Annotated in this window: 10 protein-coding genes; 6 read left to right on the plus strand and 4 right to left on the minus strand. The window is 74.7% G+C overall.

Annotated elements, in window-relative coordinates; all coding sequences use genetic code 11:
- The first annotated feature begins 9 nt into the window (after positions 1-9).
- Complete coding sequence (locus ACFCX4_RS02690) at positions 10-1,002, plus strand: Rieske 2Fe-2S domain-containing protein (RefSeq protein ID WP_376138316.1); 993 nt, start codon at positions 10-12, stop codon at positions 1,000-1,002.
- Here ACFCX4_RS02690 and ACFCX4_RS02695 read toward each other — a convergent pair.
- The gene (locus tag ACFCX4_RS02695; protein ID WP_376138255.1) at positions 986-1,594 is read right to left on the minus strand and encodes a DNA-binding response regulator; all 609 of its coding nucleotides are present in this window, start codon (positions 1,592-1,594) and stop codon (positions 986-988) included. The genes ACFCX4_RS02690 and ACFCX4_RS02695 overlap by 17 nt on opposite strands.
- A gap of 439 nt (positions 1,595-2,033) precedes the next feature.
- Between ACFCX4_RS02695 and ACFCX4_RS02700 the strand changes: the two genes are divergently transcribed.
- The 4 genes from ACFCX4_RS02700 (at position 2,034) to ACFCX4_RS02715 (ending at position 5,684) form a co-directional block, all read left to right on the plus strand.
- The gene (locus ACFCX4_RS02700; RefSeq protein WP_376138257.1) at positions 2,034-3,386 is read left to right on the plus strand and encodes an alkaline phosphatase; all 1,353 of its coding nucleotides are present in this window, start codon (positions 2,034-2,036) and stop codon (positions 3,384-3,386) included.
- Between the two features lie 115 nt (positions 3,387-3,501).
- The gene (locus ACFCX4_RS02705) at positions 3,502-4,656 is read left to right on the plus strand and encodes a hypothetical protein (RefSeq protein ID WP_376138259.1); all 1,155 of its coding nucleotides are present in this window, start codon (positions 3,502-3,504) and stop codon (positions 4,654-4,656) included.
- A 103-nt stretch (positions 4,657-4,759) separates the two neighbouring features.
- Entirely contained in the window at positions 4,760-5,182 is a 423-nt protein-coding gene (locus tag ACFCX4_RS02710; RefSeq protein ID WP_376138261.1) for a VOC family protein, read from the plus strand.
- Entirely contained in the window at positions 5,175-5,684 is a 510-nt protein-coding gene (locus ACFCX4_RS02715) for a helix-turn-helix transcriptional regulator (RefSeq protein ID WP_376138263.1), read from the plus strand. The genes ACFCX4_RS02710 and ACFCX4_RS02715 overlap by 8 nt, the downstream gene beginning before the upstream one ends.
- Positions 5,685-6,030: 346 nt before the next feature.
- On the opposite strand, the gene ACFCX4_RS02720 is transcribed toward ACFCX4_RS02715, so the two are convergent.
- The 3 genes from ACFCX4_RS02720 to ACFCX4_RS02730 all read right to left on the minus strand — a co-directional run bounded on the left by ACFCX4_RS02720 (position 6,031) and on the right by ACFCX4_RS02730 (position 9,354).
- The gene (locus tag ACFCX4_RS02720; protein ID WP_376138265.1) at positions 6,031-6,966 is read right to left on the minus strand and encodes a GlxA family transcriptional regulator; all 936 of its coding nucleotides are present in this window, start codon (positions 6,964-6,966) and stop codon (positions 6,031-6,033) included.
- Complete coding sequence (locus ACFCX4_RS02725; RefSeq protein ID WP_376138267.1) at positions 6,963-7,547, minus strand: cysteine hydrolase family protein; 585 nt, start codon at positions 7,545-7,547, stop codon at positions 6,963-6,965. Before ACFCX4_RS02725 ends, ACFCX4_RS02720 begins: the two co-directional genes overlap by 4 nt.
- A gap of 394 nt (positions 7,548-7,941) precedes the next feature.
- Entirely contained in the window at positions 7,942-9,354 is a 1,413-nt protein-coding gene (locus ACFCX4_RS02730) for a hydrolytic protein (protein WP_376138269.1), read from the minus strand.
- Positions 9,355-9,521: 167 nt separating this feature from the next.
- On the opposite strand from ACFCX4_RS02730, the gene ACFCX4_RS02735 reads away from it, so the two are divergent.
- Positions 9,522-10,277 (plus strand): LuxR C-terminal-related transcriptional regulator, encoded by a 756-nt coding sequence (locus ACFCX4_RS02735; RefSeq protein ID WP_376138271.1) that lies wholly within the window; start codon positions 9,522-9,524, stop codon positions 10,275-10,277.
- Positions 10,278-10,289: the final 12 nt, after the last annotated feature.

Raw genomic sequence — 10,289 nt, forward strand, 5'->3', positions numbered from 1 at the left:
GGTGTGACGATGGATCCGGTCGAGTACGAAATGCTGCGGCACATGTGGTTCCCGGTCGCCCGGCTCGCCGACCTCCGGGACGGGGTCGCCGGCGGCGCCCTGCTGGGCGAGGACCTGGTGGTGTACGGCGACGGGCACGACGTGACGGTCGCGGAGGGCTTCTGCCCGCATCGCGGCGTCGCGCTGCGCCTGGGCCGCACGCGCGACGGGGCACTGGAGTGCCCGTACCACGGCTGGCTGTTCGCCGGCGGGAGCGGGCGGTGCACGCGCGTGCCCTCGCTGCCGGCGGACCAGGACCGCCCGCGGGCCGCCCTGCGGACCTTTCCGGCCCGCACCGCCTACGGCCTGGTGTGGACCTGTCTGGCGGAACCCCGCCATCCCTTTCCCGCCCTGCCCGCCGAGGTCGACGAAACCTGGCAGCTGGCCGCGGGCGAGCCGTACACCCTGAACTGCGGAATGCGCCAACTGACGGAGAACTTCCGGGACAAGGCCCATTTTCCCTTCGTGCACGCCGACACCATGGGTGAGGTGTCCAAAGTGGTCGACCCGTACCGGATATCGCGGGACGGCTGGCAACTGGGCTGGTCCGCCCCGCTGGGTTCCGAGGGCGTCCCGGCGGATTTCGCGGCGGAATTCGATCACCGGCTCGACTACCACATCACCCTTCCGATGTTCGCTTCCATCAGGGTCCGTTCCCCTTCCGGCGGCCGCCGGCTGGTGGCCCAACTGGCCGTTCCGGTCAGCGCGGACGGAATGCGCGTCCGGCAGTTCTGGCTCGTCGGCATCGATCCGGTGACCGCCGCGGGGGGCGCCGGAATCACCGACGTGCTCGCCTTCGAACAACAGGTGTTCGAGGAGGATCACCCGATCGTGGAGAACCAGCGGCCGGCCGAGGCGCCCCTCGATCTCCACTCGCAGGTCCACACGGCCGCGGACCGGTTCAGCCTCACCTACCGGCAGGTCTACCGGGAGCTCCTGGAGAGCTTCAAGGAGCACTCGTGAAGCGCCCGGGGCCGCCGGGCGGGCCCGGGGCGTCGAGCCCGAGCCGCCACACCAGCTGGGCCGCGTGCACCCGGTCCCGCAGGTTCAACTTGGCCAGCACGCGCGAGACGTGGCTCTTCACCGTGGCCTCGCTCAGCGAGAGGTTGCGGGCGATCTCGCGGTTGTTGCGGCCGCCGCCGATGAGCAGCAGGACCTGCCGCTCGCGCCGGCTGAGCACGCGCAGTTCGGCCGGCTCGTCCGAACGGCGCGGCACCAGGTGGAAGTTCCCGAAGAGCCTGCGGGTGATGCGGGCCGGCAGGAAGGCGCCGCCGTTGACGACGGCACGGACGGCGGCGTGGAAGTCGCTCTGCGGGCAGTCGAGCGGGAGGTAGCCGCGCACTCCGGCGGCGAGCGCGCCCCGCAGCAGTTCGTCCGTGTCGTACTCGGCCACCATCACTATTTCGATGCCACCGGGCAGCATACCGACCGCCTCGAAGCCGTCCGCGGTCAGCAGGGAGGCACTGACCACGAGAACGTCCGGCACCAGGGACACCGATTTCCCCAGGAGTTCGTCCCGACCGGTGGCCGTACCGACGATCTCGGCCCTGGACATCTGGGAAAGCAGCACACTCAGCCCGTTCCGGAACACGTCCTTGTCCTCCGCGAGGAGGATTCGAACGACCCGTTCCCGTCCGAACGAACGGGACGGGGTCCCGGGCGACACATCGGCACCACTCATGTCTCCCCTTTCACTCGGCTTCCCGGAACAACCCACGCCATTTGACCGCAATGACATGTTCATTAGAACGCAAACTCTCTTTGAACTCGTTCGCCCGGTTACCGGTTGACCGGAAACCGACACCGGCCCCGGCCGCGCCCTGCGCCCCTCGCGCACCCGCCACCACCGGTCGACGGCCTGCTCGGCGGGCATGCCCCGGCGCACCCCGGCCCCCGGACGCGCCGGCACCGGATGGCGAATAACTGCCACCACCAAGCAGTAGCACATTACTTGCAACTGACGGCACGTCACACAGCGAAGGAGTTCGAACACCGTGCGAACATGGGCAACCGGCAAACGTCCGCACCGCCACCGCGCCCTCGGCGCCGCGCTGCTCCTGCTGGCCGCCTCCGCGGCCGCCGCGGGGACCTCCGCCCCGGCGGCGGCCGGCGGCGAGGCGGCCGGCGCCGCCCGCAACGTCATCCTGCTGATCGGCGACGGCATGGGGGACTCCGAGATCACGCTCGCCCGCAACTACACCGTGGGCGCCGGCGGCCGCCTCCACCTCGACCGGTTCCCGATGACCGGCAGCTACACCACGTACGCGGTCGACAAGGACGGCCGGCCGGACTACGTCACCGACTCCGCCGCGAGCGCGACCGGCTGGGCCACCGGCCACAAGACGGTGAACGGCCGGATCTCCAAGACCCCCGACACCGACCGCCCGCTCCCCACCCTGCTGGAACTCGCCCGGAACAACGGCCTGTCGACCGGCAGCGTCACCACCGCCGAGCTCACCGACGCCACCCCGGCCGCGCTCGTCGCGCACGTGGCCGACCGCTCCTGCCAGGGCCCCGCCGACATGCGGGACTGCCCGGGCGACACCCGGGAGCGGGGCGGAGCCGGCTCCATCGCCGAACAGAGCGTGGCCCACGACGTCGACGTGCTGCTCGGCGGCGGCCGGCAGCGGTTCGACCAGACCGTCACCGAAGGCCCGGACCGGGGCCGGACCGTCACCGAGCTGGCGCTCCGCCGGGGCCACCGGATCGTCACCGACGCCCGGGAGCTGGCCGCGGCCCGGCCCGGCCGGCCCGTGCTCGGCCTGTTCGCACCGGAGACCCTGCCGCTGGAGTGGACCGGCGCACCCGCCGTCCAGGGCGGCACCGCCCCCCAGCGGTGCGTCACCGCCGGCCCCGGGCGTTCCGCCGGCACCCCGGACCTGGAGACCATGACCCGTCAGGCGCTCCGGCTGCTGGAGCGGCCGGGGCGCGCCGGGAAGGGCTTCTTCCTCCAGGTCGAGGGCGCCTCCATCGACAAGACGGACCACGACGCGGACCCGTGCGGCCAGATCGGCGAGACCGTCGCGTTCGACCGGGCCGTGCGGGCGGCCCGCGACTACGCGGCCGGGCACCCCGGCACCCTGGTCGTCGCCACCGCCGACCACGGGCACAGCAGCCAGATCGTCCCGCTGGCGGCCAGGCCCGCCGGGCTCTCCTCGACCCTGATCACCGACGAGGGCGGGCTGATGAAGGTCGGCTACGGCACCCACGCGGGCGAGGAGGGCCAGGAGCACAGCGGCGTCCAGGTCCGCATCGCGGCCCAGGGCCCGCTGGCCCGGCGCGTCCTCGGCGTCACCGACCAGACCGAGCTGTTCACCACGATCCGTACGGCCCTGGCCCTGCGCTGAGCCCCGGCCGGAACCCCCGGCACCGGCCACGAGAGCGGCCACGGCACCGACCACGAACCGACGCCGACACCGGCCACGACACCGACCACCGCACCGGCAGGAAGGACAGCCCATCATGCACGTCACCCAGCGGCCGTCGATCACCGACCCGATCGCCGCCGCCCCCGGAGCGGACTGGACCGTGCTCCCGTGGGACTTCGCCGCACTGGACGCCGCACTGGTCTGGGAGGCCGGGATCGCGGCCTCCCGCGAGGAGGCGTCCAGGGGCGCCGACGACCTCGTGAAGGTGATCTGCGACGGGACCCTGCTCTGGAAGCCCGACGACTGGCCGGGCGCCCACGAGGCCGACCGCGACCCGGAGCGGTGGCGGACCAGGGTGGCCGGTCCGGACGCCACGGCCGTGCTCTTCTACGCCCGGGGCCTCCAGCAGCACCACCGCCGCCTCTACGAGGTCCTGCTGGAGGGCCTGGCCCCGCGGCTGACCGGATTCGGGCTGCCCCGCGGCGACGTCGAGAGCGAGATGTTCTACGGCCACTACACCGTCACCCCGGGCGGCATCCACCGGGAGGGCTGCAGCAACCAGCACCTCGTCCTGGCCGGCCGGAAGTTCATGCACATGTGGCGCGGCGACGACTGGATCCCCGCCGGCACCCGGGTGCGCCGGGACGAGGAGCCGCTCCAGGGAACCCTGGAGCACTACCTGCCGGAGCTGGACCCCCGGGAGGTGCTGCCCCTCGGCACCAGGCTCACGGCGAGCGCGGGCCAGTGCTTCTTCTGGCACAGCGGGATCTGGCACGTCGGCGAGTCGCCCGAGCCGTCCCTGTCCATCAACATCGCCTCGTACACCGGGAGTTTCGACGACGCCACGACGGGCCTCGCGCTGCCGGGCGGCCCGCGGGGCGAGGTCCCCGCGGACTGGCCGGCGCGCTACCGCGACTTCGCCGGGCTCGGCCCGGAGCACGACGACGCGCGGGTGCTCGCCCGCGCGTCCGCCCTGGGCATGAAGGGCGCGGCACCGGACGCGGCACCGCCCGCGGGGGCACCCGCCCGGGTCCGGGTCCGGTCGGCGGCGCCCCTGCTGTGGCTGTCCGCGGACCGGGGGCTGCACGTGGCCACCCACGGCGCCGTCCGGGCGTTCCCCTCCGCCGTGCGCGGGTGGCTCCAGGGCGTGGCCGCCGCGGCGCCCGGCGACGAACTCCCCGTGCCCGCCGGGGCGGCGGACTGCGCCCGCTGGCTCACCGGGCAGTCCCTGCTCACCGCGGCCGGCTGAACCCGCGCCGGGACCGGAGGCGCGGGGCCCGGGGCGGCCCCGCGCCCGGATCGGTCAGGAACCGAGAAGCCGCCGGCACGGTGCCGCCCCTAGCCTGATCGCCATGGATATCACCGTTCACACCGCCGTCCTTCCGCACGACGACCCCGACGCCTCGCTCGCCTTCTACCGCGACGTCCTCGGCTTCGAGGTGCGCGGCGACGTCGGTCAGGGCCGGATGCGCTGGATCACGGTCGGCCCGGCCGGCGGGGCGGGCACGTCCGTCCTGCTGGCACCGCCCGCCTCCGACCCCGGCGTCACCGAGGCCGAGCGCCGGACCATCGCCGAGATGATGGCCAAGGGCACCTACGGCTGGATCCTGCTGGCCGCCCCGGACCTCGACGCCGTGTTCGAGAAGGTCCAGGCCGGCGGCACCGAGGTCGTCCAGGAGCCGATCGAGCAGCCCTACGGCATCCGCGACTGCGCGTTCCGCGACCCCGCCGGCAACCTGATCCGCATCCAGGAGCTGCGGGGCTCCGGTGTGTAGTCCGCAGTGGCGGCAGGCCCTCGTCCGGGCGCAGCACCTGGCCGACCTCGCGCGGCTGCGCCGCGTCCGCGACCGGATCGACCGGGAGTACGCGCTGCCGCTGGACGTGGCGGCGCTCGCCCGTGACGCCGGCCTGGCCGCCGGTCGGCTGGGGCGGCAGTTCCGGGCCGCGTACGGCGAGTCGCCGTACGCGTACCTGACGACGCGCCGCGTCGAGCGGGCGGCGGCGCTGCTGCGCCACGGCGGCCTCGGCGTCACCGAGGTCCGCCTGGCGGTCGGCTGCGCGTCCCCGGGCGTCTTCACCGCCCGGTTCACCGAACTGGTCGGCGTGCCGCCCGGGGTCTTCCGGCAGCGGGCGGCGGATTCGGTGGGCACGCCGGACGGGGCGGACGGGGCGGTCGGGGCGGTCGCGCTGTCCGGCATGCCCGCGTGCGTCGCGCGGCAGGCCGCGGAACCGGTCGGGAATCGAGAAGCCAGGACCGCCGCCCGGCCCCTGGCGTGACGGCCACGGCAGCCACCGCTTCCGCCCCGGCCGTCACCGCCCTCTCGTCCGTCACCCCGGAGGCGACCTGCCTCGCCGCCGCCCGTAGCTGCCACGGCGCCTTCGGCGTGGACGGGTAGCTGCGCCTGCGCGAGTCCGGGTCCGGGTCCACCGGGTTCCGCGGCTCCACCCCGGCGCCCACGGTCGCCGGGCCGGCCACCGTCGACGGCTTGGCCGGCGCCGCCGAGGCCTTCACCGACGCGGACGGATCCGTCCGGGAGGCCGCCGCCCCGTCCTGACGCCGCCCCCGCCCCGGTCCCCGTCCCGGGCCCGTCCCCGCCGGGCGCGGCCGGGACGCCGGTTCCCCTCAACCCGCCTGCGCGGCGGCGGACTTCGCCGCCGCGCGGGCGCGGAGGCGGCGGAGCATGCGGGCGTCCTGGAACCCGGCCGCGCGGGCGGCGGCCTCCGTGGTCGCGCCGTGCGCCATGAGGTGCTCGGCCCGCTCGACCCGCAGCTCCTGCTGGTAGCGGAGCGGGGTGAGCCCGGTGGCCCCGGTGAAGTGGCGGGTCAGGGTGCGCTCGCTGACGCCCGACGCGCCGGCGAGCTCGGCGAGGCCGAGCCTGGCGGTGAAGCGGGCGTCGATCAGGTCCTGCACCCGGTGCACGGCGTCGACCAGGTGGGCGCGGTGCCGGAGCATCGCACCGACCTGCTGCTCGTCGCCGTTGCGCCGGGCGTAGACGACCATCTCCCGCGCGATCCGGGCGGCGGCCGCCGGCCCGTGGCGGACGGCGACCAGGTGCAGGGCGAGGTCGATGCCGCTCGCGATGCCGGCCGAGGTCACCACCCGATCGTCCACCACGTACAGGACGTCGCGCACCACGACCGCCCGCGGGTGGCGGCGCGCCAGTTCGTCCTGCAGGTCGTGGTGGGTGGTGCAGCGGCGCCCGTCCAGCAGCCCCGCCCGGCCGAGCGCGTCCGCGCCCGCGCAGACGCTGGCGACCGTACCGCCCGCCGCGTGGTGCGCGGCCAGCCGCTCCAGCGTCGCCGGGGTGAGCGCCCCGTGCGCCCGCAGTGCCGGGGCCCGCCAGCCGGGGACCACCACCAGGTCGTCCGGCGCGAGCGGCGGCCACTCGACCCGGGCCCGCAGCACCAGCCCCTGCGCCGTGGGGACGTCCTCCTGCTCGGCCACGTACCCGACCTCGTGGCCGAGCCCGTGGTCGGCCGCCGTCGAGAACACCTGGGCGGGCCCGGCGAGGTCCAGCAGGTGCAGCTGCGGGACCAGCAGGAAGACGACGCGGGTCACGATCCGGTCAGCTCCTTCACGGTGGTGACGGTGGCGAAGCGGCCCGCCAGAGCGTACTCGGTGCGGGCGATGACCGCCTCCGTGGGGAGCGTGCGCGGATCGGCGAGGATCTCGTCGAGGCTGCGCCCGGGCGGCGCGTCACGGTGCTCGATCGGATGGGTGGCGGTCGCGTCGACCACGAAGGTGACGTCGTAGCCGAGGTCGGCCGCCACCCGGGCCGTGGTCTCGCAGCACTGCTCGGTGCGGATGCCGCTGACCACCAGCCCGCGGATCCCCCGCCGGGTGAGCAGTTGCTGCAGATTGGTGGTGGTGAACGCGTTGTGCGAGGTCTTGGTGAGGACGGGCTCGCCCTCCGCGGGCACCAGCCCCTCCAAGGGCCGGACGTGCCCGAGCGCCGGGTCGAACACCGTCCCGCTGCCGGGCTCGGCGTGCAGGACCCAGACGACGAGATCGCCCCCGGCCCGGGCGTGCTCGACGAGCCGCCCGACCTTCCCGGCGATCCCGGGATCGGACACGGCCGCCCAGTTCTCGCGCCGGCGGAAGGATTCCTGGACGTCGATGACGAGGAGTGCGTTGGTCATGCCCCGATCCTGACCGCCCCCGGCCCCCGAACGAAGACCCCATCACGCCCGGATCCGGACCGATCCGGTCACCCGTGGCCCTCCTCGGGCGCGCCGGGCCGGCACGGCGGGGCGTCCCGTCGGCGACGCGGCCCGCAGGCGCACCGATCCGTGCGCGCGCCGGCTTCCGAACACGCGCGCGGGCGCGGGGAGCGAACGGATCCAGCCGTATTTGAGTGACCGTCAGATTCATGTTCGAACACCGGGCCGGGGCCGTCCAGGGCCGCCGAAATGAGAATGTACGGTCAGGGACAGGGTGCCTAACCGGCCTCCGAACCATCGGGTTTCGGCCGGAACGGCTCGGGTACCCCTTTGCTCACGGCACAACCTGGCGGACCATGCGTGTGGCATCTGTTCACCTGAGGTCGCTCAGCACACCGCTCACGTTGAGGACCTCGTGGCACTCCTGGGCCTGCACGCCGGTGGCCGGGGTGCCCGGCTTCGCGCAGGTCACCTGGACCGTCACGGTCTGGTTCTCAGTGATCCTGATGGGGGTGACCCAGTGGTAGTCCTGGTTGCGGAACGTCTCCAGCGCGATCGTCGTGATCTTGCGGTCGCCGAACCCGATCGTCACGAGTCCCTCGTCGCCCTGGAAGTTGGCGACCACGATGTCCGTGATCCCGAACGCCTTGCCCACGGGCACGGTGTAGGTGCCGACCTTGGTCTCGCCGCCGGCCGCCGTCAGGTCGACGGTGGCCGAACCCTGCTGCCCGCCCTCCGGACCGGTCCCGGTGCCGCTTCCCGTCCCGCTCCCCGTGCCGGTGCCGGTACCCGTGCCGGTACCGCCGGCGCCCGCCCCGGGCGGCGGGGTGCTCCCGGCCACCGAGCCCGGCCGCCCGGAGCCCGGCTGCGCGGAGCCCGCCGCCTGGGTCGGACCGCCGGCCGGCGCCTCGGCGGCGGCCGCCTGCTGCTGGACCGCCTGGTCGGCGGCCTCCCTCGCGGTGCTGCGCACGGCGGGGCGCACCAGCAGGAACCAGGCCAGCAGCAGCGCGAGGAGCGCCGCCAGGACCGCGGGCAGCCAGGCCGGGAAGACCGGGAGCTGGACGAACTCGGCCTCCGGCCGCGGTCGCTCCCGGTCGTCCTCACCGGCGTCGTCGGCCGGGGCCCCGGCTTTCACCCCGGCGGCCGTCCCGGCCGCCGCCGCGGTCTCCGCGACGGCGACGGTGAACGGCCGGCCGGCCGGCTTCCCGAACCACAGCAGCCTCCCGGCGCGGACCCCCAGCGCCACCTCCACCGACTCGCCCGGCTCCAGCTCCGGAGCCGCGGGGCGGAGGTCGAACCTCAGGTCCTCACCGGGCTGGGCCGGGGTGAACCCCACCCGGACGGGGCGGTTGCCCTCGTTGTGGACGGCGAGGCGGAAGCGGCCGCGCCGCCGGCCGCGGCGGCGCCCGGGAGCGATCTCGGCCCGGAGCTGCCGGAACCCCTCGACCCGGACGGTGGTCTCGGGGACCCTCACCGCCTCGGGGTGCTCGGTGGGCAGGACCCGCACGGCCAGTGGCACCTCGCCCGCCCGCGCCCGCGACGAACGCGGGGGCGCCAGCCGGATGGTCACCGTCTCCGAGGTCCCGGGGTAGAGGGAGAGGCGGTCGGGCTCGACCGTCGTCCAGGCGGCGCAGTCGCCGACGACCTCCAGGCGGTACGCCTCGACGATGTCGCCGTCGTTGCGAACCGTCAGGCTGGTGGTCGCGGTGCCGCCCGCCGTCACCGTCACCGACGGGATGCCCAGGCCGGGCGCGCCAGGGCTGGGAGTGGCTGCTGGAGTCGTCACGCCGCGACGCTACGCCGCCGCCCCGCGCCCTTCCACGGACGCGGGGGCAAGTCCCCGGGCAGTCGCCATGCCCCCGCAAGCTCCTCCAACTCCCCTGTCCGTAACACCTGTTGCCCCTGAATCCCGCACGTGCACCCCTCAGACGCATCATGGAACGGGTATGCCTCATGCTCCACACCGAGCCCATCAGCACCGTCCACCCGTCCGGCACCGGCGCCACGCGGCCGACCGCCACGCGGCCGACCGTCCCGCTCCAGGGCCGCGGCCCGGCCCACGGCCCGGCGGCCGGCGAGCCCGCCGGACGGGTCACCGTGGCCGTGTACGCCTCGGACCCGGTCCTGCACGTAGGGATCGTCCAACAGCTGCGCCAGCGGCCCGAGGTGGAACTGGTCGACGACACCGACGCCCACGGGGCCCGGGTCTCGCTCGTCGCCGTGGACAGCGTGGACGACGAGACGGCCGCCCTGCTGTACCGGCTGCGCCACAACTCCGCCACCCGCACCGGGCTCGTGGTCGGCACCTTCGACTCGGGCGACGCCCTGCAGCGCGCCATAGAGTGCGGGGTCACCGCGGTGCTGCGGCGCGCGGAGGCCGACCAGGACCGGCTGCTGCAGCTGGTCCTGGCGATGGCGAACGGTGAGGGCGTCCTGCCCGGCGACCTGCTCGCGAAGCTCCTCGACCACGTCGGCAGCCTCCAGCGGGCGGCCCTCGACCCGCACGCAGCGTCGCTGTCCACGCTGACCCCGCGCGAGGCGGACATGCTGCGCCTGGTGTCGGAGGGCCTGGACACCGCGGAGATCGCGCGCAACACCTCGTACTCCGAACGGACCGTCAAGAACGTCCTGCACGAGGTGATCACCCGGCTCCAGCTGCGCAACCGCTCGCACGCCGTCGGCTACGCGCTGCGCAACGGGCTGATCTGACCGGACCGGCAC

Source organism: Kitasatospora sp. NPDC056327 (genome assembly GCF_042261735.1).
Lineage (GTDB): Bacteria > Actinomycetota > Actinomycetes > Streptomycetales > Streptomycetaceae > Kitasatospora.